The 24,453-nt window shown below is 38.1% G+C and carries 29 protein-coding genes; 27 read left to right on the top strand and 2 right to left on the bottom strand.

The genetic code is table 11. From position 1 onward, the window contains the following. Positions 1-20: 20 nt before the first annotated feature. From VBD025_RS14245 to VBD025_RS14210, 8 genes are all read left to right on the top strand, one after another. On the top strand, positions 21-1,109 hold the full coding sequence (locus VBD025_RS14245) for a sensor histidine kinase (RefSeq protein WP_430786606.1): 1,089 nt from the start codon (positions 21-23) through the stop codon (positions 1,107-1,109). After that, positions 1,106-1,798, top strand: a complete 693-nt coding sequence (locus tag VBD025_RS14240; protein WP_430786604.1) for a response regulator transcription factor — start codon at positions 1,106-1,108, stop codon at positions 1,796-1,798. The genes VBD025_RS14245 and VBD025_RS14240 overlap by 4 nt, the downstream gene beginning before the upstream one ends. Positions 1,799-1,913: 115 nt before the next feature. After that, a complete protein-coding gene (locus VBD025_RS14235) occupies positions 1,914-2,447 on the top strand; it encodes a sigma-70 family RNA polymerase sigma factor (RefSeq protein WP_430786602.1) in 534 nt (177 codons plus the stop codon). Continuing rightward, positions 2,440-3,081, top strand: a complete 642-nt coding sequence (locus VBD025_RS14230; protein ID WP_430786600.1) for a hypothetical protein — start codon at positions 2,440-2,442, stop codon at positions 3,079-3,081. The genes VBD025_RS14235 and VBD025_RS14230 overlap by 8 nt, the downstream gene beginning before the upstream one ends. Before the next feature lie 146 nt (positions 3,082-3,227). Beyond that, complete coding sequence (locus tag VBD025_RS14225; protein WP_430786598.1) at positions 3,228-3,959, top strand: class I SAM-dependent methyltransferase; 732 nt, start codon at positions 3,228-3,230, stop codon at positions 3,957-3,959. Between the two features lie 61 nt (positions 3,960-4,020). After that, the gene (locus VBD025_RS14220) at positions 4,021-4,800 is read left to right on the top strand and encodes a class I SAM-dependent methyltransferase (RefSeq protein ID WP_430786596.1); all 780 of its coding nucleotides are present in this window, start codon (positions 4,021-4,023) and stop codon (positions 4,798-4,800) included. Between the two features lie 29 nt (positions 4,801-4,829). Then, on the top strand, positions 4,830-5,480 hold the full coding sequence (locus VBD025_RS14215; protein ID WP_430786594.1) for a VOC family protein: 651 nt from the start codon (positions 4,830-4,832) through the stop codon (positions 5,478-5,480). A 47-nt stretch (positions 5,481-5,527) separates the two neighbouring features. Continuing rightward, complete coding sequence (locus VBD025_RS14210; RefSeq protein ID WP_430786592.1) at positions 5,528-6,355, top strand: DUF2268 domain-containing protein; 828 nt, start codon at positions 5,528-5,530, stop codon at positions 6,353-6,355. Here the strand turns inward: VBD025_RS14210 and VBD025_RS14205 are convergent. Continuing rightward, positions 6,265-7,188, bottom strand: coding sequence for an STAS domain-containing protein (locus VBD025_RS14205; RefSeq protein WP_430786590.1), 924 nt, complete (start codon positions 7,186-7,188; stop codon positions 6,265-6,267). The genes VBD025_RS14210 and VBD025_RS14205 overlap by 91 nt on opposite strands. Before the next feature lie 164 nt (positions 7,189-7,352). Here VBD025_RS14205 and VBD025_RS14200 point away from each other — a divergent pair, with 164 nt between their 5' ends. From VBD025_RS14200 to aldA, 7 genes are all read left to right on the top strand, one after another. Then, positions 7,353-7,925, top strand: a complete 573-nt coding sequence (locus VBD025_RS14200) for a GNAT family N-acetyltransferase (RefSeq protein ID WP_430786588.1) — start codon at positions 7,353-7,355, stop codon at positions 7,923-7,925. Positions 7,926-7,964: 39 nt separating this feature from the next. Beyond that, positions 7,965-8,255, top strand: coding sequence for a hypothetical protein (locus VBD025_RS14195; protein WP_430786586.1), 291 nt, complete (start codon positions 7,965-7,967; stop codon positions 8,253-8,255). 21 nt (positions 8,256-8,276) lie between these two features. Further along, positions 8,277-9,041: a membrane protein insertase YidC gene (gene yidC, locus VBD025_RS14190; protein WP_430786584.1), complete on the top strand. Its 765-nt coding sequence runs from the start codon at positions 8,277-8,279 to the stop codon at positions 9,039-9,041. A gap of 160 nt (positions 9,042-9,201) precedes the next feature. Further along, entirely contained in the window at positions 9,202-9,687 is a 486-nt protein-coding gene (locus VBD025_RS14185; RefSeq protein ID WP_430786581.1) for a DUF2243 domain-containing protein, read from the top strand. A gap of 1 nt (position 9,688) precedes the next feature. Continuing rightward, a complete protein-coding gene (locus VBD025_RS14180) occupies positions 9,689-10,459 on the top strand; it encodes a cytochrome c oxidase assembly protein (protein WP_430786579.1) in 771 nt (256 codons plus the stop codon). Between the two features lie 90 nt (positions 10,460-10,549). Next, positions 10,550-11,371 carry an NERD domain-containing protein gene (locus VBD025_RS14175; RefSeq protein WP_430786577.1) on the top strand — a complete coding sequence of 274 codons (822 nt, stop codon included), beginning with the start codon at positions 10,550-10,552 and terminating at the stop codon, positions 11,369-11,371. Between the two features lie 61 nt (positions 11,372-11,432). After that, complete coding sequence (aldA, locus tag VBD025_RS14170; protein WP_430786575.1) at positions 11,433-12,878, top strand: aldehyde dehydrogenase; 1,446 nt, start codon at positions 11,433-11,435, stop codon at positions 12,876-12,878. 57 nt (positions 12,879-12,935) lie between these two features. Here the strand turns inward: aldA and VBD025_RS14165 are convergent, their stop codons facing one another. Further along, on the bottom strand, positions 12,936-13,838 hold the full coding sequence (locus VBD025_RS14165; protein ID WP_430786573.1) for a MerR family transcriptional regulator: 903 nt from the start codon (positions 13,836-13,838) through the stop codon (positions 12,936-12,938). A gap of 310 nt (positions 13,839-14,148) precedes the next feature. Here VBD025_RS14165 and VBD025_RS14160 point away from each other — a divergent pair, with 310 nt between their 5' ends. The 12 genes from VBD025_RS14160 (at position 14,149) to VBD025_RS14105 (ending at position 24,447) form a co-directional block, all read left to right on the top strand. Next, positions 14,149-15,681 carry a phytoene desaturase family protein gene (locus tag VBD025_RS14160; protein WP_430786571.1) on the top strand — a complete coding sequence of 511 codons (1,533 nt, stop codon included), beginning with the start codon at positions 14,149-14,151 and terminating at the stop codon, positions 15,679-15,681. Positions 15,682-15,695: 14 nt separating this feature from the next. After that, a complete protein-coding gene (locus VBD025_RS14155; RefSeq protein WP_430786569.1) occupies positions 15,696-16,589 on the top strand; it encodes a phytoene/squalene synthase family protein in 894 nt (297 codons plus the stop codon). A 14-nt stretch (positions 16,590-16,603) separates the two neighbouring features. Continuing rightward, positions 16,604-18,106: a phytoene desaturase family protein gene (locus VBD025_RS14150; protein WP_430786567.1), complete on the top strand. Its 1,503-nt coding sequence runs from the start codon at positions 16,604-16,606 to the stop codon at positions 18,104-18,106. A gap of 34 nt (positions 18,107-18,140) precedes the next feature. Beyond that, positions 18,141-19,262, top strand: coding sequence for a glycosyltransferase (locus VBD025_RS14145; RefSeq protein WP_430786565.1), 1,122 nt, complete (start codon positions 18,141-18,143; stop codon positions 19,260-19,262). A gap of 16 nt (positions 19,263-19,278) precedes the next feature. After that, positions 19,279-19,767 carry a glycosyl-4,4'-diaponeurosporenoate acyltransferase gene (locus VBD025_RS14140; protein WP_430786563.1) on the top strand — a complete coding sequence of 163 codons (489 nt, stop codon included), beginning with the start codon at positions 19,279-19,281 and terminating at the stop codon, positions 19,765-19,767. Between the two features lie 156 nt (positions 19,768-19,923). Then, entirely contained in the window at positions 19,924-20,112 is a 189-nt protein-coding gene (locus VBD025_RS14135; protein ID WP_430786561.1) for a hypothetical protein, read from the top strand. A 12-nt stretch (positions 20,113-20,124) separates the two neighbouring features. Then, positions 20,125-20,376, top strand: coding sequence for a spore coat protein (locus VBD025_RS14130; protein ID WP_430786559.1), 252 nt, complete (start codon positions 20,125-20,127; stop codon positions 20,374-20,376). A 123-nt stretch (positions 20,377-20,499) separates the two neighbouring features. Further along, positions 20,500-21,417, top strand: a complete 918-nt coding sequence (locus VBD025_RS14125; RefSeq protein WP_430786557.1) for a thermonuclease family protein — start codon at positions 20,500-20,502, stop codon at positions 21,415-21,417. Positions 21,418-21,552: 135 nt separating this feature from the next. Continuing rightward, positions 21,553-22,989 (top strand): DEAD/DEAH box helicase, encoded by a 1,437-nt coding sequence (locus tag VBD025_RS14120; RefSeq protein ID WP_430786555.1) that lies wholly within the window; start codon positions 21,553-21,555, stop codon positions 22,987-22,989. 117 nt (positions 22,990-23,106) lie between these two features. Beyond that, entirely contained in the window at positions 23,107-23,589 is a 483-nt protein-coding gene (locus VBD025_RS14115) for a GNAT family N-acetyltransferase (RefSeq protein ID WP_430786553.1), read from the top strand. Between the two features lie 59 nt (positions 23,590-23,648). After that, positions 23,649-23,954: a MerR family DNA-binding transcriptional regulator gene (locus VBD025_RS14110; RefSeq protein ID WP_430786551.1), complete on the top strand. Its 306-nt coding sequence runs from the start codon at positions 23,649-23,651 to the stop codon at positions 23,952-23,954. Positions 23,955-23,988: 34 nt separating this feature from the next. After that, positions 23,989-24,447 (top strand): SRPBCC family protein, encoded by a 459-nt coding sequence (locus tag VBD025_RS14105; protein ID WP_430786549.1) that lies wholly within the window; start codon positions 23,989-23,991, stop codon positions 24,445-24,447. Positions 24,448-24,453: the final 6 nt, after the last annotated feature.

The raw sequence follows: 24,453 nt of genomic DNA, 5'->3' as shown, positions 1-24,453 counted from the left end.
ATGGCAGGCAGGTGGGTCCAGTGTCAATTAAGAAGAAATTACTATTATCCAATGTAGGAATGATTGTGATACCAATTATTTGTTTCTTTATTCTTGAAGTTATTCTTGGTTATCTAGTCTTTGTGGTTTTCAATGGTGAACCAAATGGCGAAGATATGAAATCATTCCTATTCTTAAGGTTTATCGGAATGGCAGTTATTTTAATCGTAACAAATGGATTACTTACTTACATTGTATCCAAGAGCATCATAAATCCTATTCGAGAGCTGTCAAATGCCGCCAAAAGAATTAGTGAAGGCGATCTTGACCTTCCTATTGAATCAGATAAAAAAGATGAACTGGGTCAATTAACAAATATATTCAATGACATGCGAATAAATGTAAAAGAGGCAAATCAAGCACAGCTTCGATATGAAAAAAACCGTAAAGAATTGATTGCCAGCATTTCGCATGATTTGAAAACCCCACTGACATCGATAAAAGGTTATGTAACTGGACTGCAGGACGGTGTGGCAAATACGCCAGAAAAACTGGACCGGTATATGGATACAATTTACCAAAAAACGAATGATATGGATCACTTAATTGATGAACTTTTCTTGTACTCGAAACTTGATTTGGACCGGGAACCTTTTGATTTTGAGGAAGTAGAACTTGGATCGTTTTTAGCAGACTATGTAGAAGAATTAAGTTTTGATTTGGAAAAAAGCTGTGTCAGTATGGAATTTGAGGCTGATCAAACATCCACATATCTGGTGGAGGCGGATAGAAGGCATTTAAAACGGGCGATCACAAATATTGTTCAAAACAGCATGAAATATATGGATAAGGATCATAAAAAAATGCAGGTTCGCCTGAATTCAGATGTGGATCTTGTAACTGTTGAAATATCGGATAATGGAAGCGGAATAACAAAGGAGGAGCTACCGTATATTTTTGATCGTTTTTATCGAACCGATGGCTCACGGAATTCCTCAACTGGAGGAAGCGGTCTAGGACTTGCGATTACCAAAAAAATAATTGATGAACACGGTGGAACAGTCTGGGCAGAGAGTGACTTAGGCGAAGGAACAAGCATTTATTTTACATTAAAGAGGGTGATGTCGTGAAAAAGATTCTGATCATAGAGGATGAAGTTAGCATCGCAGAATTGGAGCGTGATTACCTGGAAGTAAACGGTTTCTCAAGCGACATCGCGACTACTGGTGAAGACGGATTAAAGTTGGTTGAAGCTAATACGTATGATCTTATCCTTCTGGATTTAATGCTTCCAGGCAGTGATGGTTTCGAATTATGCAAACAGCTGCGTGCAACGCTAGATATCCCAATCTTAATGGTGACAGCCAGAAAAGAGGACATCGATAAAATCCGTGGATTCGATCGTGGAGCGGATGATTATATTGTAAAACCATTTAATCCAAATGAGCTGATTGCCAGAGTGAAAGCCCATCTTGCGCGATATGAACGTTTGGTTAAGCAGCCGGATACCCTCAATGCGATACATGTGAAAGGGTTGCACATTGACCGCAATTCCCGAAGAATACAAGTGAATGGCTTAGAGAAGATGTTAACCGCAAAAGAATTCAACCTGCTTGAGCACCTAGCCTTAAATCCGGATCGGGTATACCAGAAAGATGAATTGTTTGAACGCATTTGGGGGTTTGATTCGATGGGAAATCTAACAACAGTAACAGTTCATATTCGTAAAATCAGAGAGAAGATTGAAGAAGATCCTTCTAATCCAATATATATTGAGACTATCTGGGGAGTCGGGTATCGTTTTAAAAAAGATCGTTAAATAATTCTTAACATCTGAGCGTATTTCTATAAAGAGGAATACGTTTTTTATTATTTACAATGGCAGGAACCTTTTGAGAAGAATTATTGTCTAATAATCAAAGGAGGGGAAGAAAGTGTTGGCAGAAGAAGACATTATTTTGGCGCAAAAAGGCGACAAAGATGCTTTTATGCGAATCATCTTAGACTCACAAGATTCTCTTTACAGGGTTTCAAAAGGTATTTTGCGAAACGATAATGATTGTGCGGATGCAATTCAGAACGCAATAGAAAAAGCTTATGATTCCATTTCTAAGCTGAAAAAGGCGAATTATTTTAAGACATGGATGATCCGTATTCTTATAAATGAATGTTATAACATTTTAAAACTGAAGAATAAGAGTGTAGCAATAGAAACTGTAGACATAATGGCGACCTATGAAATGAACTTAGACGAATCTATAGATTTAACTGCTGCAATCAACCAGTTGGAAAGTCATTACCGGTCTGTCATTATCTTGTTTTATCTTGAAGATTATACGATTAACGAGATTGCGGAAATTCTCCAGGTTGGACCGGGAACAGTGAAGTCCAGGTTAAACCGGGCACGCACCAAGTTAGGCAGCTTTCTCGGAGTAGCAAATGTAGAAAGGAGGGCAAAAAATGAATAACTTTGATAAGAGGCTAAAGCATCAACTACTTCAAAAACAAGAAAAAATTCCCCTACTTGTCCAGCGACGTATTTCCAGTACTTTAGCTGCGCTGCCAGATAAAAAATATACCTCTTCACACAGAAAATTTGCCTTCAAATATACCTTATCAAACATAGCGGTACTGCTTTTTGCCTTTGTCGCGCTCTATATCATCGTTTTTGGTAACAACAGTAGTGTTACCAATGTTCCTAGTGATTCTGGAAACTGGGAAGTGAGCGAAGTCTTTACTATTAAGGAAGGAGCGCAGTTTATCGGGACAAAGGGCGAAATCGCCTTTATTGCCAATGAATTCAAAGCAGATCACCCCACAAAGACTAGATGGTTTTTCTGGGGGGATGAGCTTCACGAAGTAAACGAAGAAAAATTTAGGTTAATTGGAGTTAGTAAAAATACAGGAGAAGAAATTATTTTACATGAGTCCGACGCTTGGGGAATAGTAAATCCGATGTATCAAGAGGAAAGCCTAACCACCCAGTTGAACGCAAAATCATCCCAGCACACGCTAATCACGATACCAACCTCAGGGAAGTGGCGGCTGAATGCTTTTATTGGAGAAAAACAATATGGAAGTATCGTTATTGATGTTAAATAGGATTTCACCGAAACGCTAATCCGTATATTGGATTAGCGTTTTATTTCTCAAAAAAATACTTTAAGCGGCAATTTATCTGAATATTTGTGTTAAAATATGGATAGTCAAGAATCAATTAAAAATAGGTCATAGGGAGAGAAATCAATATGGAACATAGAGGATCAAGCGTCTACGATCAAAAGGAATTTTTAACTAATTATATGAAAAGAAGGGGTAGACCAGATAGTCCGAATAATGCAATTGAAGGCCCAATCATCGATGAATTAGTCGGAAACCCTTCAGATAAAAACATATTGGATTTAGGGTGTGGGGATGCATCATTTGGAAAGAAATTGATTAGTCAGGGAGCAAAATTTTATACAGGTCTTGAAGGCTCTGAAGAAATGGCTGCACTTGCGAAAAGTAATATACCTGAAGAAAAAGGGAAGGTATATCACAGTACTCTGGAGTCCTTTCACTATCCATCTGACCAGTTTGATCTGGTAGCATCACGGTTCGTTCTACACTATGTTTCTGACATACATAAGCTTTTCAGAACTGTTTATAACTCTTTGCAGGATAAAGGAAAGTTCATATTCAGTGTACAGCATCCATTAACGACCTCCTCATTTATAAGCAAGCAATCAGGAGATAAACGCGGAAATTGGGTAGTGGACGACTATTTTCATGAAGGAGAAAGAAAAGAGCCTTGGATTGAAGAAGTTGTAGTAAAATATCATCGGACCATTGAAAACTATTTTAGAGCACTTACGCAAGCTGGATTTTCAGTGAAAGATTTAAGGGAAGGTACCCCAGAACGCGTTAACTTCACAAGTGAGGAAGAATTTATAAGAAGACAAAGAATTCCAGTTGTGCTGGTTTTTTCTTGTGAAAAATAGGTTTGAGCTTTGGGGGAAGTTGCATGGTTCCCTATTTTCAGAAATGTAGGTGGAAATTATTTTGAAATTAATTAATCCGACTTTGCTGTCAGAGTGGATAACTCCCCATTCACTGGAATGGTATCGCCAACTTAGCGAAATGCAGCGTGAATATACTTATGCATGGAATTCAACGGTTTGTGAACCTAACGGGGAATCTATTTTTGATGAAAAATTACTACCACTCATCAAAAATAAGAGGGTATTAGATATTGGATGTGGAGAGGGATCATTTACAATTAAATGCGGAATGCATTCTAAAAAAATAGTAGGATTTGATGTGACGGATAACTTCATTAAAATTGGAAAAGAAAATCAAAAATCAAATGTGTCTTTTGCAGCAGGAAATACCAAAAATGGATTACCTTTTAAAACGGATGTATTTGATTGCGCCTATATCCGAAAAGGCCCTACCTCTGCCTATCCTCACCTTAAACAAGTAGTAAGAAAGGGTGGTGCAGTTCTTGGTCTGCACCCAGGTGATGAAAATGGTAAGGAGTTATCGTTTTTATTTCCTCAGCTCTTTGAAAATTCACATGGAACTCCAATTTTAGATACAGTTAAACAACGAATTGAAAAAAGCAGTTTTTCTACTTATGAGCTTGAAACAATAACTAGTCGTGAATACATACACTCACCTGAAGATGTCATAATGTTACGTTGTTTTGGTCAAGTTCCATCAGTATACGAAACTTTAATAGAAGAAAACTTACTTGAAGTTTCAAAGATTTTTGATGAGCACAAAACAAAGTATGGATTACCAATTACTAATTCTCGCTATATTGTTCGTGTAACTGTTTAATTTTTTGTGCTTAAAAGGAGGAAATTAACTTGATTATTAGTAGGGTTAGCTTGTACACCAATTATTTAAATCAGCTGAAAGAATTTTATATAGATCATTTAGGCTTTATCGAATTAACCTCTGATGAAAAAAGCTTTAAAATTAAAATCGGGCAGAGTGTATTAGAGTTCATACAAAATGATGATCTTGAGAAGCCGTTTTATCATTTTGCCTTTAACATTCCAACTGACATAGTTGATTCTGCAAAGGAATGGGCTAAGTCAAAGGTTGCATTAACCACTGAGGAGGATGAGGATGAAGTCTACTTTACGAATTCCAAAGCACAATCATTTTACTTCCTTGATCCAGCAGGGAATATAGTAGAGTTTATTTCCAGAAAAGAAGTCTCGCCTGCTAGTGAAGCGCCACATTTCACAACAGATCACTTGTTAAATATTAGTGAAATCAATCTAACTACTAATAACGTTATATCGATTGGTAATCAGCTAATTAACTTTGGAATACCGGCTAGAGATAATGAAAGTTTAGATAGTGACTTCCTGAATTTTATGGGGGAGAAGGAAGACGGAGCATTTCTGCTTCTTGGGCCAAAAGGTCGTCGGTGGATTTTTTCGGATGCTGATTCAGAAGTTTTTCCTCTTTCTATCCATATACAACTCCAAACTAGTCACGATGAATGAAAATGGGGAAATAGATTTAGGAGACTAGAAGGTAACGGAGGTAAAACATGTCAAAAAATCAGCAAAGTTTAGTAAGGGTTGTTCCACGCATACAGCAGATGGAACAGTTCATTGATACAGTAAAGGCACATCCAACTTCTAACATTGAAAAACTATTTACAGAATTATTTAATCTAACGAATAATGAACTAAATTCCATGCTCTTCTTTGGAATGGTAAATATCAATTCGAATGTTAAGCACCTTGAGAAACAGTTGCATAAAATTAAGCAGCTGAATTTTGAAACCTACATTGAATCTGAGTTAGTACGCTTGCAAAGGAAGTACCCTTCCGGCCGTTCGGTTAAATATGGGTTATTTCTGCTTGATGAAAATGATGATTTTGTAAGAGATAGATTAGGCGGAGTTTCTGCTTTTACAGACTATAACGGAAATTTGTGTTTTATTGTTTATCCCGATGAAAAAGTACGGTCCATATTAAAATCTATAATCGCCCACGAGTACCATCATCATTGGAGAATAAAAAAGTTAGGAACAACGGAAAAGAATGAAACGTTACTTGATCGACTGGTATTAGAGGGATTAGCTGAACATTTTGTCAGAATTGAACTTGGGGAAGCTTGTTTAGGCCCGATGATGCGTGCTTTATCTGAAGAAGAAGCTAGAACTCTATGGAACACAAAGTATCTGGAACATTTAAGTGATCATGGAGATAAAACCGATCCTTTTATGTTTGGAGATAAAGATCAAGGTATTCCTTTATGGGCAGGCTACTCAATCGGGTATTATATCGTTAAGTGGTTTATTGAAAAACATAACTTCAAATCAATTGAAGAGTTAACCGAATTACCATCTAATAATTTCATAGTAAAATAGACTATAACGAATAAAAAAGACTCCCTTCGTGGGAGTCTTAATAATAGTATAATTGCTAAATATTTTTTAACTAGTTTATCGCCTTGACGTTCAATTATATATTTTAAACCGTCATTAGCATTGCTTAAGGTTCGAATATCGCTGAGTTCACCAATGTTAATGGCCATTTCAGGTTTGATGCCTACGATAATGCATTCTACGCCGATCAGTTTTAAGCAGAAACATAATTTTTCTATGTTTTGTCTGACGCTTGCATCGAAACTACTGATGCCTGTGAGGCTAACCAATACATATTCTGTGTCTTTCGTAACACATTCTTCGAGAATCATTGGTATAACAGTTTCTCCGCGGTTTAAATCGAACTCACCAACTAGCGGCAGGGCAATCGTTTTGTCCCATATATTCAGAATTGGAAATGACAGGTCGCGGATTAACTTTTCTTTTTTCTTTTCTTCTTCTGCTTTTGTTGTCACATCCATAAGCATGACCATGTAACCATCAGTAACATCAGGGCTTTCTCTATTCGTTATAGGCGTAACGACAATATCGGCTACAAATTTGCCTTTAATATTAATTCTTGCACGATGCTTATCTTTAAGGTTAGTCATAATATAGCGTTGGAAGTCAGGTTTTTTATGAAAAAAATCCATTTCTAATCCAATTACATCTTCTGCATTTTCAATACCAAAAAGTGGTGCAATTACGTTTAATGATTTCAAAGCTTTGGCATTAAACCAGGTTATCTTATAATTGTTATCTGCAAGAATTATATTTTCACCTATACTATTTAATGCATCTGTACCTGATATATTCATAGGTATTTGTAAATTCATATTTGCTCCACCCTATCATGCTTTTTGCTAAGTATATACCAATATAATTCGGTTTTCAATATGGATTTCTACCTTGGACAATAAGGGGTAGAGAATAACTTAAAGCTAATTTCATTTATACTAACATCATATAATTTAATGAGATAGGACGGAGGGATCGTTTGATGAAAAAAGAATTTCCTATAATTGAAACAAGCAGGTTAACATTAAGAAAAGTAACGACACAAGATGCTGAAGATATGCTTGCTTATTTGTCTGATCCGGCTGTTGTAAAACATATGGGATTAGAGGCTTTCCAAAATATAGAGGATGCATACGAGGAAATCGAGTGGTATCATAGTATTCACAAAGAAGGTACAGGAATAAGATGGGGTATTACGTTAAGGGATTCTGGCAGGATGATAGGAAGCTGTGGATTTTTAAATATGCATTCCAAGCATTACCGCACTGAAGTTGGCTTTGAATTGAGTAAAGAACATTGGGGAAAAGGAATAGCGGGGGAAGCACTGGAAGCTGTTATACGGTTCGGGTTTCAGCACTTTCAATTAGAACGAATAGAGGCATTAATCGAGCCTGATAACCTGCCATCATATAAACTGGTGGAAAGACATGGTTTTATTAGAGAAGGCTTATTGCGCCATTATGAATATACATGTGGAAAATTCGACGACTTGTATATGTATTCTTTGATAAAAGAAGATTACAAGCGTAAAAATGTGAAACTTTTTAGTAGATAAAAGCGTATGAACTATTAGTGTGAAAAGGAGGGGATGCAAGTGTTCGATTTTCTGCTGGATTTACCAATGGATTTGCAATTTTACATACTGTTTATCTCAGCAATGCTGCCCCTTTCCTTTGTTGTATATCCATTTTTGAATCGGATATACCATTCCTCTTCATTTACGAAAACCAGGACTATCTATGATGCATCTATCACTAATAAACTTCAATATAAACAGTTGACAATAAATACAATACTTATTTTTATTACTACTTGTATTAAATTAAAGAATGGACCAAATGATGATGATGACGATCACCACCTTTCACTTACAGTTACTATTTAACAAAATGTAAGGAGGAGAAAGGTGAAACGTTCAGTAATTACAGTTAGTATATTTACCAGTATCATATTCATTTTAAGTGGTTGTTCTGCAAATACAGGAGCGGATTCGAATATTTTAACGGTACTATTTGTGGATCCATTTACTTTTTTAATCGAATCAACTGCTTCTTTGTTTGACGGGAGTTTTGGGGTTTCAATTATTTTAATAACCCTGTTAATTCGATTGTTATTAATGCCATTCATGGTAAAACAACAAAAGAATCAAAAACAAATGAAAGAAAAAATGGCAGTCATCAAACCGGAAATTGATAAGATTCAATCAGAAATAAAGAAAACAGAGGACCGGGGCAAACAACGTGAATTGCAGCAGGAAATGATGGGTTTATACTCGAAGCATGGTGTAAATCCTTTATCCATGGGATGTTTGCCGCTAATAATTCAAGCGCCTGTTCTTATGGGATTTTACTATGCCATTCAAAGCTCAACGGAAATCGCAACACACAATTTTCTTTGGTTTAGTTTAGGAGTTCCGAATATACCATTGGCAATTCTCGCAGGGATAATCTATTTCGTGCAGTTTAAGGTTCAGCAAAAATATATGCCAATTGAACAGAAAGGAAATCCAATGATGCGCTGGATGGGGCTGATCTCACCCATTATGATTTTAGTGATTTCGTTTAGCATGCCTGCTGCGCTTCCTTTGTACTGGTCAGTCAGTGGTACATTTTTGATAATCCAGACTATAATAGTGAATTATGAGCCGGCTACACCGGTTGAATCAAATTAGAAATCATTTGAAAAAGGACGCAATTCTATTTTATGAATTGCGTCCTTTTTTTCGTGTTATTAAATTGTGCAAAACTAAAAGTTTACTTTACTTCTATACAGGCTAACATTAAGTAAGAAAGATAAACGTAATCTGTTTTTCCGAAGTAAGGAGCGATAGTATGACAAACAAGGTAACTAATAGACCTCGATCTCTTCATTTATCACGTAACTTATGGTCTGGTTTTCTAGTTGGACTAGGGTTGGTGGCATTTTTAGATGAAATGATTTTTCACCAGCTGCTGCATTGGCATCATTTCTATGATAAATCGACTTTAGCAGCCGGACTTGTTTCAGACGGTTTTTTCCATGCGTTCAGCTGGTTTGCCACAATCGGCGGGATGTTTTTAGTGGCAGACCTTCGTCGGCGAAAGGTTTTTTGGTTTAAACGGTGGTGTGGCGGAGTAATGTTTGGTGGAGGATTATTTCAGTTATACGATGGAATTATTCAACATAAAGTCATGCGGCTCCATCAGATTCGGTACGATGTTAATCTTCAAGCTTATGATCTCGTTTGGAATGCATCAGCACTGATTCTGATTATTGCTGGAGTTATTTTGCTCATACTAACTCGACATAAATCAAGTAAGGATAGTGGGGCTACTTGACATGATAAACAGCTCTTATTTTAACGCAGCGTCCATTTTATTGGTTCTTCCTTTCATATTAGCGTTTGTACTCTATCTATTTGCTGTTAAAGTCTCCCGCAATAATAATAGAAATTGGCCACTACATCGTACAATAGTATGGATAAGTGGAATTTTATCTGCTGTTTCTGCCGTATTTGGACCTATTGCCCAGAAAGCACATATGGATTTCACCTTTCACATGATCGGACATTTACTGCTAGGAATGCTTGCACCGCTTTTGTTAGCCCTCGCAAAACCTGTAACGTTGGCATTGCGAACTCTTTCCGTCACTAATGCACGGAAATTATCACGCATATTAAGAAGTCGTCCAGTTCGGTTCTTAAGCAACCCTATAATTGCCGCAATTTTAAATATAGGCGGATTATGGGCTCTTTATGCAACTGACCTGTTTTTAATCATGCACGAAAGTTTGCTGGCATATCTTATTATTCATATCCATGTTTTCCTGGCGGGCTATTTATTTACAATCTCACTCATATATTTAGAAGCTGTCCCGCATCGTCACAGCTTTGTTTTTCGTGCCAGTGTATTTGTGTGCGCTTTAGCTGGCCATGGTATTTTATCAAAATACATCTATGCCAATCCACCTGAAAACATTTCAATAGAAGAAGCGAAATCGGGAGGAAAGGTCATGTATTATGGCGGTGACTTAATAGATTTGGTAATTATCTTCATTCTTTGTTTACATTGGTATCAGGCGACAAATCCGCGAAGAAAAGGGCATGCTTAGTTGTAATTTAATAACAATTTTTCATATTTAGCACCATTGTCCGATATATATAGGGAAGACATATCTACATACCTGTGAGGATGATATTTCATGCTAATCAGTTTATTCAAAAGAAGTAAAAAGGCACAAGATCCAGCTGAAGAATTGAAACTTAAGCAGCAGTCCGAAAAAGAGAAAGCACATGTTGCGGCAAGAAAAGGCGAGATTGGTGAATATAAAATAAATATTCAACTTGATCAGCTTCCTGCAAAATATAAATATTTATCTGATATAATGATAGAAAACGAGAAATCCCCTTCTGGATATTCGCAAATTGACCACGTCATTATTACGACGTATGGAATGTTTGTTATTGAAACAAAAAATTATCAGGGAACCATCTATGGTGGAAGAAACAGAAAACAATGGTCCGTAAACGGAGCGTTCAAAATGATGAATCCATTTCACCAAAATTATGGCCATATAGAGGCACTCAAACGTTTATTGAACAAGCGTTATCATAAGGATTTTGTTTCGGTTGTTTCCTTTACCAAGCGTTGTACATTCAAAATTGATGTGGAAATGAGAAAAATTAATTCCAATGAGTTAATTGTTTATGACGTGGAGTTATCTGAGTTCATCCATCGAAAGATTTCCATGCTGGAGCTTATCCATCGGAATCCCCTTCTCCAAGAAGAAGAAATCAGCAGCATTCACTCGATTATACAGGGCGCAAATATAACTGATAAAAATCTGAGGCACCTCCATGTGAATGGAGTTAACAAAGAAAAAGGACAATCCGCTATAGCATCTGAGCATAGATGTATAACGTGCAACAAACCGGTTTCGGATAAGGTTGCTGCATACTGTCTGGGTAATAAACAATTTAAGGAAAAAATATATTGCTTCCAGCACCAGCACAATTTAATCTGATAGGCTTGCTGGTTTTAACCTCTTTATATTGTGGAATAAACTATATATAAGGAGGCTAATCATGCAAGAACATAACTTATATATAAATGGTAAATACATTCAATCGGCCGGAGATGAATGGATTGATATCATAAATCCGGCAACAGAAGAAGTGATTTCAAAAATACCAAAAGGCACGGAGGAAGACGTAAATAAAGCAGTTGATGCTGCTTCGAAGGCACAGAAGAAGTGGGAGTTGACGCCAAATATTGAACGGGGAAAGATTGTTAGAAAACTTGGCGATCAAATCGAAGCAAAACGTGACACATTTATTGATTTATTGCAGGAAGAACAGGGAAAGGATTACGAACTTGCGAGTGGCGAAGTTGATTTAGCCATCGATTATTTTAGATATATGTCTGAGTGGGCTAGAAGAATTGAAGGTGAAATTTTGCCAAGTGATCGTGAAAATGAAAATATATATATCCATAAAAAACCCATCGGGGTCGTAGCTGGTATTGTGCCATGGAACTTCCCTGTATTTATTTTGGCAAGAAAAGTGGCAACAGCGCTAGTTACAGGTTGTACAATTGTACTGAAACCTAGTCAGCAGACACCAAACACGGCCATGGAATTTACCAAAATAATTGATGAAATGGATGAAATTCCAAACGGCGTGTACAACCTTGTTACTGGAACAGGATCAGAAATTGGGAACAAACTGGCTAAACACAAAGATGTAGCGATGATTACCATGACAGGAAGTGTTCCGGCTGGTACTAAGGTAATGGAAGCTGCAGCACAGAACATTACGAAAGTGAATCTCGAATTAGGCGGAAAAGCGCCAGCAATAGTAACGAAGCATGCTGATTTGGATATCGCTACAGAAAGTATTGTAACATCAAGGCTTGCTAATAACGGTCAGGCGTGTACCAATGCAGAACGCGTATATGTCCATGAAAGTGTTGCTGAAGAATTGATTGATAAATTAACTCAGTCATTTGAATCCAAAACTATTGGTAATCCAAGAGAAAATAAAGAGGCGGATGTTGGTCCATTAGTTAGTAAAGACCGTTTAGAAACGGTTGAAAAAATGGTTAATGAAGCGGTAGAACAAGGTGCGAAAATTGTTACAGGTGGCGAGCGAGCAGAACTTGCGAGTGGTTTCTTCTATAAACCAACTATTGTAACCAATGTGACCCATGATATGGATATCATGCGAGAAGAAATTTTCGGACCAGTAATTCCAATTACAACATTTAAAACGCTTGATGAAGCAATTGAAAAGGGTAATGATACTGAGTTTGGTTTGTCTTCCTCGGTCTATACAGATGATCTGAATGAAGCAATGCAAGTTGTAAACGAGTTAAAATTCGGTGAAACGTATGTGAACAGAGAGAACTTTGAAGCTGTTCAGGGGTACCACGCTGGAATGAGGAAATCTGGTCTTGGCGGTACAGATGGTAAGCACGGGATGGAAGACTTCCTGGTAACACAGGTTGTTTATATGCAATATAAAAAGAGCTAATTTAAAAAAGGTACCGAGGCGTGCGCGCCTTGGTACCTTTTTTTTGCTTGTGAAAAATCATTTCAGGATTTCTTCTAAATTGTTCGTCACATGAATAAAACGTGGTTTATTCTTATTGATATGTTGGACAGCCGCATCTCCGCCAAGGTAAAAATCAATCGTTTTATGTTTACTTGCGAAAAGATCAAACTCGACAAGTAAATTTGGATTTTTGTCAAATGGCAGCGAAGAGGATGCTGAGAGCAATACCTTTTGTGGTTTTACTTTTTTAATTAATGCTTCGATAGAACCAGGTGCGGGTGAGGACCCAACAAGAATGGTCCTAAAACCTTTTGTCATCAGTTGAAGCAGTAAAATGTGTACAGGTATTTCATGATTTTCATTTGGCAGACAAGCTCCGAGTACAAGTGGAGCGCTTGCTGAATACTGGAAGTTTCTGCGTATCTGTACTAGATAATCTCTTACTACAAGGCTTGCAACAGACTCCTGATACTCATCCCACTCTTTTGTTTCCCAACGCTTACCTACTTCATATAAGAAGGGAATAACAATGGCCTCCAGAAACTTGCCCAGCCCATAAAAATGATAAGCCTGATGCAGGAGCAAGTTCAACTCTTTCTCATCACACTGTATTCCTTTTTCAAGAAGCTGAATGACATAACTATCCAGATTATCAGGTAACTTTTGACTGTGTCTCAAGGAGGTACTATCATTACTTGCCAATTCATTACTTATCAATTCAGCTGCCTGTTTAATCGAATGTCCTTGCTTTTGCAGGGATTTAACTCTTAAGAGTGTATTTACATCCGCATCGCTGTAAACCTGGTAACCGTTCTCCAACCTTTTGGGCTCGATTAGCTTATATCTATCCTCCCATTTACGAATGAGTTGTTTCGATAGTCCTGTCACGTTAGCTACTTCTTTAATATAATACTGCCCCTGAGCTCGCGTAATTTTCATGCTTCTCATCCCTTAATTGATTGCTTGAATTCTGTTCATTATATCATTTAAGTATAGCTAAATGCATTCAATTGTACAATCTTAAATATAACGTTATACAATAATGGTGCAAAACAGTAACAATACTCCGTGATTAATTGGTAATTATACAATTTAATACTGATTTTACAATGCTAAAAAGGTTAGGTTCACAAAACAATAGCAATATTTTTTGTATAATGTTATTATTATAACACTATACAAAAATTGTGGTTTAATGAATCTTTTAATCTGACAAACTACCTTTACCGAAGAATGGAGAGCGAACAGGATGACTAAAAAAACAGTAATCGTAGTAGGGGCTGGGGTAGCTGGACTTGCAAGTGCGGTCCGTCTTCAGCATGCAGGCTATGATGTGGAATTATATGAAAAAGAGTCAATACCGGGTGGGAAAATGAACAAGATTGAACAGGACGGCTACCAGTTTGATTTGGGTCCAACGATCGTTATGATGCCTGAATTATACAGGGAAATCTTTGAATTGACCGGAAGAGATCCTGATGATTATATACCAATGGAGAAACTGGATCCCATGTATTCCGTGTTCTTCGGGGATAAAGAAAAAGAGAGATATGATATTTCGTCGGACCTCGTGGAGTTAATGAAAACACTTGAAGAAATAAGTGATGAAGATGCTGAAGGGTTCCTTGAATACCTGCAGGAAATTTATAAGCGGTTTCTTGTTGCAAAAAATCACTTTATTCAACGGCCGTTTCGCAATGCTTCTGACATGTATAACCCTTTTATGCTGCGTCAGGCGATGAAACTGAAAACTTTCGACAGTGCAGATAAATTTATAAGTAAATATATAAAGAACGATCGCCTCAAACAAATGATCAGTTTCCAAACGTTGTACATAGGTGTTTCCCCATTTAATGGGCCATCACTGTACACGATCATTCCGATGATTGAAATGCTGTATGGTGTCTGGTTTATCAAAGGTGGCATGCACACGATGGCAAAATCGATGGAGCGATTGTTTCTGGAGATTGGAGGTACCGTTCATTATGATAGTCCAGTAGATGAGATCATTATTGAAAATCAGGAAGCAAAAGGTATTAAACTCAAGTACCAAAACGTCTATTCAGATTATGTTGTCTGTAACGCTGATTTTCCTTATGCGATGAAGTACCTGGTACAGGATACAAAATCAAAAGGAAAATATACAGATAAGAAGATTGATAGTATGAAATATTCCTGTTCCTGTTTCCTCATGTATTTGGGAATGGACAGGAAATACGAAGAGGTTGAAAATGTTCATAACTTCGTATTCAGCCAGGATTTGGAGACGAACTTAGGGGATATTTTTGGCGGGAAACAGCTGGATAATCCATCATATTACGTTTATATCGGATCTAAGATGGACGAGTCGCTCGCACCAAAAGGGAAAGACGGATTATACATTCTTGTTCCTGTTTCTGATCTGTCCACATCCGATTATGAATGGAACGAAGAAACGATTAAGTATTACCGTTCCACTGTCTTATCGTCGCTTAAAAATGTAAAAGGATTTGAAAACATCGAAAATGAGATTGTTTCCGAGTCCTATATGACACCGAATGACTTTGAAAGCAGGTTTAATGCATATAACGGAGCGTGCTTCGGCCTTCGTCCAAATCTGGCACAAAGCAATCACCTCCGTCCGCAGAGCAAAGCTAAAAATTGTGAAAATCTCTACTTTACCGGAAGCAGCACGCACCCTGGTGCCGGGGTGCCAATCGTATTGCTTTCTGCAAAAATTGCTACGGAAGAATTGATCCTGGATGATCAGGGCGTGAAAAACAAGCTGGTAAAAAATTCATAAGGAGGGTATTCTCCATGAAAGTGAAAGAGGATAGGCATAATCGTTTAGCAAAAGATTATCAGTATTGCGAAGAAATTATAAAACAGCATTCAAAAAGCTTCTATACAGCCTTTTCCCGCCTGCCAAAGGAAAAAGCTACCGCTGTTTTTGCTATCTACGCATTTTGCAGACTTGCGGATGATTGTGTTGATAAAGGTGGAACAAAAAAAGATAAAATGGAAGCACTGGACTTGTTAGAAACAGAATTACAAACTTTTGAAAATGGACATTATATTGACCAGCCGCTCTGGAGAGCATTACGCGATGTCTTTAACCGGTATGAGATGAATATTCAGCCTTTTTATGATCAATTAACTGGTCAGCGAATGGATGTGAAATTTGTTATTCCTGAGACACTGGAACATGTAGAGGAATATAGTTATTATGTTGCCGGGTCTGTTGGGCGAATCCTGCTGCCGATCCTAGCATCCGAAACAAATCATGATCTGACACAAGTGGGTATTGATCTTGGAGTGGCGATGCAAATCACCAATATATTAAGAGATATTGGTGAGGATTATAGATATAATGACCGAATTTATCTTCCCTTAAGTGAAATGGCGGCAGAGTCTTATACAGAAATAGATTTACTGAATCAAACGATAAATCCTGCATTCATTCGAATATGGGAGAAAATGGCGCTTCGTGCTGAAGATCTCTATGAAAGCTTTGAGGAGCATGTTTCCTGTTTTGATAAGGACAGTCAGCTGGCAGTCCTGCTTTCATCACGGATTTATCGCGGAATACTGAATGCCGTCCGTCAAAATAAGTATAATTGCTTTTCAAAACGAAATTATGTGTCAGCAATGGAAATACAGCGTATCTACCGAACAACAAAAGTTCAAAATTTGACCGATAGTAAAAAGTAAAGCAGGTGAATGAAATGGCGATTAAAGGCAAATCCGTATTAGTTGTTGGCGGAGGTCTTGGAGGGCTTTCTGCTGCGATTTCGCTAGCACAAAGCGGGTATTCTGTATCACTTTATGAAAAAAATGAACACCTTGGCGGAAAAGTAAATCGGCTGGAACAGGATGGCTTTGGATTTGATCTTGGACCATCAATTTTAACGATGCCACATATATTTGAGAAGTTGTTCAAAGGAAGTAACCGTAATATGGCGGACTACATTCCGACAATCAGGCTAGAACATGAATGGCGATCTTTTTTTACAGACGGATCACACATTGATTTATACGGAGATTTAGAGAAGATGGCAAAAGAAAATGCTGCTTTGAGTCAAGAAGATATGAAAGAATATCTGAATTTCCTGCATTATGCCCAGAAATTGTACGAGACTACTGCTGAAGGTTACTTCGAACATGGGCTAGACTCGACAAAAGAAGTTTTTCGTCATCATGGCTTATTAAAATCGATTAAAGGGTTTGATTTGTTCTCCACCATGTATGGTGCAATTAAGAAACGAATTAGTAATCCGAAGCTTCGAACTATGCTTGCATACTTTATTAAATATGTCGGTTCATCTCCGTACGATGCTCCAGCTATCCTTAATATGATGATTTACATGCAGCATGCACAAGGTGTCTGGTATGTGCCTGGCGGTATGCATGGAATTTCAGAAGGACTGACCAAGCTTGCGCGCGAACTCGGGATTAAACTGCATACTGGTCAAGGGGTAAGTAAGCTCGTTACCGATGAAAATAAGCAGATTATTGCTGCTGAGTTTGCTGATGGCACACGCAAAAAAGCGGATTACTTTGTCTCCAATATGGAAGTGATTCCAGCGTATAAAAAGCTCTTAAATGAAGATGACGCATTTATTAAAAAGCTGGAAGATCGTTTTGAACCTTCAAGTTCTGGACTTGTCTTGCATATTGGAGTTAACAGAATATACCCTCAGCTCAGGCATCATAACTTCTTTTTCTCAGAAAACCTGCGTGAACAGATGAACAAAGTCTTCCGCAAACATGAATTGCCTGACGATCCAACCATTTACCTGGTTAATGTCAATAAAACAGATCCAGCACAGGCACCAGAAGGACATGAAAATATAAAAATTCTTCCGCATATCCCTTATATACAGGATAAGCCATTTACCGAAACGGATTACCAGGAATTGCGCGAACGGGTCCTTATAAAGCTTGAAAAAATGGGTTTGACGGACTTGCGGAAGCATATTGTTACAGAAGACATGTGGACACCACATGATATTGAGCGTGTCTATAATTCACATCGTGGTGCCATATATGGAACGGTTTCGGATCGAAAGAAAAATCGAGGCTTTAAACATACTAAGCATAGCAGACGCTACGATAACCTGTACTTTGTTGGTGGGACAGTAAATCCTGGCGGTGGAATGCCAATGGTAACACTAAGCGGACAACAGGTACGAGATAAAATCGTCAAAAGAGACGAATTGCAGCAATAAATCAGTTCCTGTTTGATATGATAGGAGGGGAAATATGTTTCTAATACTAATGACAGCAGCTGTTTTGATTGGCCTTGCGCTAATAAGTGGATTTCTTATGTTTTGGAAGAATTCCTTGCCATTTAGTAATGCAAACAAGCATGAAAACCATCCCTTGATTTCGATTATTATTCCTGCTCGAAACGAAGAAAACAGGATAGCTCCGTTATTGAAATCTTTAGTAGAGCAAAAAGATCTGTCTTTGGAAATAATTGTTGTGGATGACGCATCGACAGACCGAACGATAGAGATAGCAAAGAAGATCGGTGCGCGCGTATTGCGCAATGATACACTGGAAGAAGGATGGACCGGTAAGTCCGCGGCATGCTGGATTGGTGCTAAGGTAGCTAAAGGAGAATGGCTGTTGTTTCTGGATGCTGATACACGATTACATGATCCATTCAGCTTAAAGCGGCTTGCACGTGCATATCGAAGCGGTGGAAGCAGGGGCATACTTTCTCTTCAGCCGTATCACACGATAAAAAATCCGTATGAAAATCTTTCTGTTATTTTTAATATAATTGTTATCGTAGGAATGAACGTATTTACCATATGGGAGAGAAAACTAAAGGGTGCCGGGTCTTTTGGACCGTGTATCTTATCGAATCGTCAGGATTATTTCGCATCTGGTGGCCACGCGAGCGTTCGTCATGCAGTAATGGACGATTTAGCCCTTGGGGAAGCATTTACCGATAAAGGATTACCTGTACATTGTGTTAGTGGACGTGGTTTAATCAATTTTCAAATGTACCCAGAAGGTTTTGGACAATTAGTTGAAGGGTGGACCAAAAATTTTGGAACAGCGTCACAGTCCACTCATCCAATTGTGGTAGTGATGATCAGCTTTTGGATAAGTGGTGGCTTTTTAACTGTTCCATTTCTCTTTGGAGCAGTGTGGTCTCAGTCAATTGGCTGGATTATTGCAGCAATGATTGCTTACCTGGCATATATGATTCAGTTTTTCTGGTTAGCACGCCGAACCGGGGATTTTCGTTATTGGACGCTTGTACTATACCCACTGCAATTTGTATTTTTTACATCGATTTTCCTTTGGTCCTTGTATGTTACAAAAGTTCGCCATACAGTCAGCTGGCGTGGCAGAAAAATGAAAGTTTAATCGCGGAGGGAACCCAATGCAATTAGTTGAATTACCGATTATCTGGACAATTCTAATAGACATTTTTGCGTGGGGATTCTTTCATATCGGAATTTCTCTTTTAACGCTGAATATGTCCGCAGACCGGTTTACTAGCGACAGACTTCTATATAAAAGCCGAAATTGGGAGAGGGATGGACAGGTCTGGCAACGTTATTTTCACGTTAAAAAGTGGAAAAACATGATTCCGGATGGCACAAACATAATTAAACAGGGATTTGCAAAAGATCATCTAAGCGGAAGTGATGCACGGTATCTCTGGAACTTTCTTGTAGAATCAAGAAGGGCGGAACTCACACATTGGCTGTCTATCCTACCGGCAGGATTATTCTTTTTATGGAATCCGGCATGGGCTGGATGGCTGATGATCGGCTATGCGATCCTGTTCAATGGGCCGATTATTATGGTGCAGCGCTATAATCGGCCACGACTGCAGAAAATTATAGTATCAAAAATGAAAGACTGAGTAAGGCTGTTACACGTAGTTTAACTGCGGTAATGGTCTTTTTAAATTAAGCAGTAAGAAAGTATAAATTCTTTCTTACTACATAAGTGCAACTAAGAATATTTTAAAAAGGCTTGGGAAAAGTAAGGCATGTACAAAACGAAAGGAGCATGCACAATGAACCAATCTTTAACGGAACTGGAAGTAGAAAATCTTCGTCATCTTATTGGTGGCCACGGAACAATAGTGACCAAACTTGAGTCCTATGCGCAAACATGTACAGATCCAGAATTAAAAGCGATGCTGCAGAGTGATGCGCAATCAGCAAAGCAGGCTCAGCAGCAGCTTATAACATTCTTAAGTTAAGGAGGAATTAGTATGCTACAGGATAAGGAAATGGTCAGCGATTACTTAGCGGGTTTAAACGCAAGCTTGACAGGATATGCAGGATTCATTAGTGAGTCAAATAATGAACAGTTGAGACAAACCTTGATTCAATTACGGAATCAAGATGAAGCCCGTCAACGTAAAATTTATAATTACGCACTGGAAAATGGGTATTATCAACCAGCAGCACCAGCGTCATCAGAAGTAATTCAACAGCTGAAAACTCAATTAACTTCACAATAAAAAGCGAATGCTGTTTTCGAATAGAAAGCAGCCTTCGCTTTTACTAATGAATGGACTGTCCATGAAAAGTAAGCGCAAGTCTGATAGTATTAAGCTATATATGCGTGGAAAGGGGGATGGATATTGAGCCCTGAACTAGGTGCAATTTTAATTGTTTGGATAGGAATTATATTATTTATACTTTTTAACAGGAAAAGCCGATCGGTACGTTTTAGCAGTTTCTTCCTTCTATTAATTCTATTATCTGCCTGTGGATCTGAAATTCGACCAACGGACGAATCTGGTAACCAGGTAGAAGAAAAGAATTCAGCAGTAGAAAAGCAACCTGAGAAAGCAAAAGATAAAACAGAGGATCAAACAGAACAAAATGCTGCAGAAGAGGCAGTGAAGACGACAGCTGCGAATGCTACTGTAACAAGGGTAATCGATGGCGATACAATCGAGATTTCCATGAACGGTACAAACGAAGATGTACGATTATTGCTAATAGACACTCCCGAGACAGTGCACCCAAGCAAACCTGTTGAGGCATATGGACCAGAGGCATCCCAGTTTGTTAAAGAGAAGCTGACCGGTGAAGAGGTCCGTGTCGAAGTAGGTAAAGAAGAACGCGATAAGTATGGCAGATTACTCGCCTACGTTTTTATTGATGGTGAAACTATTCAGGAAAAGCTCCTTAGAAACGGCTTGGCTAGAACAGCATATTTGTATAACGATCTAACCATGCTTGAAGAATTTCATAAAGTACAGGAAACCGCGATAAGCAAAGAGATCGGGGTATGGTCGATTCCGGGCTATTCCCATGTGGATCACAATCATGGCTATCATTATCAAGAAGATTCAGGCGAGGAGCCTACTGAGAAAGAGCAAGGAGATCAGAAGGAATTACAATACGATCCGTTTGGAGCCGATCGAGATTGTGGTGACTTCAGCACACACGAGCAGGCACAGAATTTTTACGTGGCAGCCGGTGGTCCGGAAAATGACCCACATCGACTGGATCGTGATGGAGAAGGTTCAGCTTGTGATAGTTTGCCATAGCGAAAAAAGGTGAAGGAAATCAACAAACTGGGTCTATTTTCTAGTATAATGAAAACTAGTATGATTTTGCATATCAAAATTTATTTTTGAGAATCCTATACATTGTCGACTAATACAAAAAAACGAGGTTGTTACATGAAATTTGTAGAATATAATATAAGTGATGAAATAAGCAGAGCGCTTGAGGTTTTGAAATACGAAAAGCCAACCGAAGTGCAGCAGGTAGTAATACCACAAGCAATGAAAAAGCAGGATCTGGTAGTGAAATCACAAACCGGAAGCGGAAAGACTGCAGCATTTGGTATTCCAATCTGTGAAATGATGGAATGGGAAGAAAAGAAACCGCAGACTTTAATTCTTACTCCTACACGAGAGCTTGCTGTTCAAGTTCGTGAAGATATTGCAAATATTGGCAGGTTCAAACGGTTAAATGCCGTTGCGGTATATGGAAAAGAACCTTTTGCGGTGCAAAAAGAAAATCTGAAACAAAAAACACATGTTGTCGTTGGTACGCCTGGTCGTGTAATGGATCATATCGAACGGGGTACATTGGATCTAAGTCAAATAAAGCATTTAATTATTGACGAAGCCGACGAAATGCTTAATATGGGCTTTATTCAAAAAGTAGAGGCAATCATTCGAAAAGTTCCTAAAAACAGAGTAACAATGGTATTCTCTGCAACGATGCCAAAAGACGTAGAAGGTTTATGTCATAAATACATGAACGATCCGCATAATATCGAAATTACGACTACTGGTGTAACTACTGGAACGATTAAGCACCGTGTCATCCATGTGAAGGACGAAGCAAAAATTTCGTTGCTGAAGGATTTGACTGTAGTGGAAAATCCAGATAGCTGTATTATTTTTTGCCGTACCAAAGAAAACGTTGATCAGGTTTTCACGGAACTTGAAAAAGCTGATTATGCTTGCGAAAAACTCCATGGAGGTTTGGAGCAAGAAGATCGGTTTGCTGTCATGAATGGATTCAAGATGGGGAACTTCAGGTACCTGGTTGCTACAGATGTAGCTGCCAGAGGAATTGACATTGATAACGTAACACTCGTTATTAATTATGATGTTCCAATGGAGAAAGAAAGCTATGTTCATCGTACAGGAAGAACAGGAAGAGCTGGAAATAAAGGGAAAGCAATTACATTCGAAACGCCATTTGAAGGTAAGTTTTTCAGAGCTATTGAAAAGTATATCGGCTTTGATATACCTGGGATGGACGCGCCGGACCGACAAGATGTAGCACGCGGGAGAGCTGCCTTTGAGGAAAAACGTGGTGGCAGACGCGTGGTTAAGAACAATAAAACTGCACGGATCAACAAAGATATTACGAAACTTCACTTTAGTGGAGGAAAAAAGAAAAAAATTCGAGCAGTTGATTTTGTTGGAACTATCGCTAAAATACCAGGAGTAGATGCCGAGGATATCGGAATTATCACGGTACAGGATAACTATTCCTATGTTGATATTCTTAATGGAAAAGGTTCACTGGTTATTCAGGCAATGGAAAACACACCGGTTAAAGGGAAGAAGCTGAAGGTTAGTACAGCGAAAAAATAGTGATAAGGGCGACTATGTTCATACATGGTTGCCCTTTTTGTGTGTTATCAGTATTTTAGTTGCTAAAGTCAACTAAAATACGTATACATTGAATGCATTTTTTTCAGAGAGACATCCTTGCAGCCAAACGTAACTATACGTCCATATAAATCCGGAGATCTAGGATTTATAGCGCACCTTCATGGCAAGTTATATGATAAAACCTATAAATTTGGGCCGAAGTTTGAATACTATGTAATGAAGGGGTTAACCAAATTTATGGTCGATTCAGATGCAGGGGAACTTTGGATTGCAGAAGTTAATGGAGAAATCGCTGGCTCGATTGCCATTACGCATTTTTCTGATACAGTAGCTCAATTGAGATGGTTTGTATTGGATGAAACTTATCAGGGAATGGGTATTGGAAAAAAACTGATGGAAACGGCAATTAATTATTGCGCTGAAAATGACTATCAAAGCATATTCCTGTGGACAGTTAGCATTTTATCTGCTGCACGGCATCTTTATCAAAAGTTTAACTTTACACTGACTGAAGAAAAACCAAATGATGAATGGACAGGGAAAAATTTAATAGAAGAAAGATGGGACCTGGAACTCTAAATAAAGGTATTGACACGGTAGTGCACCACGCAGTTTATGATAAATCCAGGAGGTAATCGATGTACAAAATTAGTGAATTTGCTGAAATGACTGGTTTAAGTAAAGAAACACTAAGGTATTATGCTGAAGTTAAACTAATAGAGCCTGCTTATACAGATCCAGCAAACAACTATCGATATTATGATGATGGCAGCTACTTTTTAGCGATACTGCTGGTGAACTTAAGGAGATTTGGGTTTACAATTCAGGAGATGCTTTCTGTAATGGAAGATGAGTCGTTTGCTAACTTGGAACATTTATTGATTCAAAAAAAGAAAAATATACAAATCCAGATGGGAGACCAAAACTGCAAGTGGCGGACATAGATCAGTTTTTGGAATCTGGAAAGGAGGAGAAAGAATGATTCAATGGAAAGAAGAAGTGTTCATTGAAAGAAATATTGAAAAGGTATGGAGCTTATTTTTCGATGAAAACATTAAACGGATTATGCCTAAAGTGGATGAGCATACATTAATTGAAAAGAACGAAACTCAAGCTGGAGCTAAACATCGACAGACATATCGAGAAGGTAAACGGGTGGAAACGTATATTGTTGAGACATTGGCATATGAAGATTTAGCGGATAAGAAACGAAAAAACATTTGTTTTGTCATAGGAAAGGCATTTGAAGTAAACCTCGAATTCACATTGCTTAGGGTAGATGAAACTAATACAAAATTTATTTACGAGGGTCAAAATAAAGGTGTCAATTTTGTCGGACGGGCTATGTTAAAGCTTGGCAGTACTAACAGCAATAATAAGGTAGTCATTGAGTTTATGAACAGGGTAGAGGAAGAAGTGTTAAAAATTCAGCCATAATTAAAA

Origin of the sequence: Virgibacillus flavescens, assembly GCF_050574275.1 — a bacterium.
Lineage (GTDB): Bacteria > Bacillota > Bacilli > Bacillales > Amphibacillaceae > Virgibacillus_F > Virgibacillus_F flavescens.
The sequence above is the reverse complement of the archived record's forward strand: the minus strand, read 5'-3'. Positions and strand labels throughout refer to the sequence as shown.

What these genes read in the sequence shown, in the direction of transcription:
- VBD025_RS14230 (WP_430786600.1), top strand. Translation starts at nt 2,440, where the DNA reads ATGAATAACTTTGATAAGAGGCTAAAGCATCAACTACTTCAAAAACAA.
- VBD025_RS14225 (WP_430786598.1), top strand. Translation starts at nt 3,228, where the DNA reads ATGGAACATAGAGGATCAAGCGTCTACGATCAAAAGGAATTTTTAACT.
- VBD025_RS14210 (WP_430786592.1), top strand. Translation starts at nt 5,528, where the DNA reads ATGTCAAAAAATCAGCAAAGTTTAGTAAGGGTTGTTCCACGCATACAG.
- VBD025_RS14205 (WP_430786590.1), bottom strand. Translation starts at nt 7,188, where the DNA reads ATGAATTTACAAATACCTATGAATATATCAGGTACAGATGCATTAAAT.
- VBD025_RS14200 (WP_430786588.1), top strand. Translation starts at nt 7,353, where the DNA reads ATGAAAAAAGAATTTCCTATAATTGAAACAAGCAGGTTAACATTAAGA.
- VBD025_RS14185 (WP_430786581.1), top strand. Translation starts at nt 9,202, where the DNA reads ATGACAAACAAGGTAACTAATAGACCTCGATCTCTTCATTTATCACGT.
- VBD025_RS14180 (WP_430786579.1), top strand. Translation starts at nt 9,689, where the DNA reads ATGATAAACAGCTCTTATTTTAACGCAGCGTCCATTTTATTGGTTCTT.
- VBD025_RS14175 (WP_430786577.1), top strand. Translation starts at nt 10,550, where the DNA reads ATGCTAATCAGTTTATTCAAAAGAAGTAAAAAGGCACAAGATCCAGCT.
- aldA (WP_430786575.1), top strand. Translation starts at nt 11,433, where the DNA reads ATGCAAGAACATAACTTATATATAAATGGTAAATACATTCAATCGGCC.
- VBD025_RS14165 (WP_430786573.1), bottom strand. Translation starts at nt 13,838, where the DNA reads ATGAAAATTACGCGAGCTCAGGGGCAGTATTATATTAAAGAAGTAGCT.
- VBD025_RS14160 (WP_430786571.1), top strand. Translation starts at nt 14,149, where the DNA reads ATGACTAAAAAAACAGTAATCGTAGTAGGGGCTGGGGTAGCTGGACTT.
- VBD025_RS14155 (WP_430786569.1), top strand. Translation starts at nt 15,696, where the DNA reads ATGAAAGTGAAAGAGGATAGGCATAATCGTTTAGCAAAAGATTATCAG.
- VBD025_RS14150 (WP_430786567.1), top strand. Translation starts at nt 16,604, where the DNA reads ATGGCGATTAAAGGCAAATCCGTATTAGTTGTTGGCGGAGGTCTTGGA.
- VBD025_RS14145 (WP_430786565.1), top strand. Translation starts at nt 18,141, where the DNA reads ATGTTTCTAATACTAATGACAGCAGCTGTTTTGATTGGCCTTGCGCTA.
- VBD025_RS14140 (WP_430786563.1), top strand. Translation starts at nt 19,279, where the DNA reads ATGCAATTAGTTGAATTACCGATTATCTGGACAATTCTAATAGACATT.
- VBD025_RS14135 (WP_430786561.1), top strand. Translation starts at nt 19,924, where the DNA reads ATGAACCAATCTTTAACGGAACTGGAAGTAGAAAATCTTCGTCATCTT.
- VBD025_RS14130 (WP_430786559.1), top strand. Translation starts at nt 20,125, where the DNA reads ATGCTACAGGATAAGGAAATGGTCAGCGATTACTTAGCGGGTTTAAAC.
- VBD025_RS14120 (WP_430786555.1), top strand. Translation starts at nt 21,553, where the DNA reads ATGAAATTTGTAGAATATAATATAAGTGATGAAATAAGCAGAGCGCTT.
- VBD025_RS14110 (WP_430786551.1), top strand. Translation starts at nt 23,649, where the DNA reads ATGTACAAAATTAGTGAATTTGCTGAAATGACTGGTTTAAGTAAAGAA.
- VBD025_RS14105 (WP_430786549.1), top strand. Translation starts at nt 23,989, where the DNA reads ATGATTCAATGGAAAGAAGAAGTGTTCATTGAAAGAAATATTGAAAAG.